Annotated in this window: 1 protein-coding gene; it reads right to left on the bottom strand. The window is 48.4% G+C overall.

Translation table 11 applies throughout. The annotated features are described in order from the left end of the window. Positions 1 to 13: 13 nt before the first annotated feature. Positions 14 to 1,064: IS4 family transposase (locus L5L77_RS22825; protein ID WP_263193452.1), on the bottom strand; the 1,051-nt coding region annotated here is incomplete at its 5' end.

The following is a 1,064-nucleotide window of genomic DNA, read 5'->3' as shown; positions in this document are numbered from 1 at the left end:
TAATGCCGTTCACTTAAGAGTGAACGGCATTTTTCTTTGGTCTAACCGGGAACTTGTTTTTGCTCATTTTAAGAACTCGTGGATATGCCCTTTCCCGTTTACCATCCAGCTTAAATTGCCGTGCATTTCGTTCTATATCCAATACGTCTCTCGGGACATTCCCCGGTGTTTGTGATGACAGTTGTGTCAACTTGAAGATGATATAACTCGCCGCATCTCGAAAACTCAGTTGATTGGGGTGGACCGATGGCAAGCTTTTAGCCATCAGCAACATCTTATATCTAATGAGATTATAGGCCAGTAGCACGCCCCATAACTCTTGAGTCACCAGCTCCGGTAGTTGACTACGGAGCGTAAAACGGCTCTCCAGTAGATGTTGCTTCATCTCTCTGTAGCCCAGTTCTATTTCCCATCGATGGGCATATAAGTCGACGATGTCTTCGCTGGGGTAACGCATCGGGTCTGTCAACGAGGTCAAAATGGCGACTGGCTTACCTTTCACTGTCTTAGTCAATAAACGCGCTTCAAGAGTTTCAGGCAGCTGCGGCCATTTCTTTCTGGCCTGAGGTGTCGTGGTGAGTTTCACCCACTGATCATGCTTTCCTAGCGTTCGCACCACCTCATATTGAGTGCCTTTCTTCAATGGCAACAACCAGTGGCTATCAGGTTGCGCTTGCTGCCAAGCGTGYARCAGGCCGAGCGAGTAAAATCCTCGGTCAAATAGGGTTAGGCTGTAATTGGGAATGCTAGGAATGAGCTGGGATGCTAAGTTCATTTCATTTTCGGCAACCGAATCAAAGGCGCTGTTGACCAACAAATGGCTGCTTAATTCCATCAAGCAAACCATGCGAATTTGCGGATAAGCAGCTTCGCCTGAAGCGTTTGCGGTACGCGCAAAGGCGGCTTGATTTTGGACACTATCGGGTGTCCGCCACACTACACCGTCAACACCATACAAGTTAAGGCCGCACCAATGAGGATGTTCAGCTCTCGCGTGCCAGGTATTGGCGCTGCGACTAAATACTTCTCTAATAACCTCACTGCCCAATCGTTTACGCGCCTGA

Origin of the sequence: Shewanella sp. SM29 (assembly GCF_025654245.1) — a bacterium.
Lineage (GTDB): Bacteria > Pseudomonadota > Gammaproteobacteria > Enterobacterales > Shewanellaceae > Shewanella > Shewanella oncorhynchi.
This window is presented reverse-complemented; position numbering and strand designations above follow the sequence as displayed.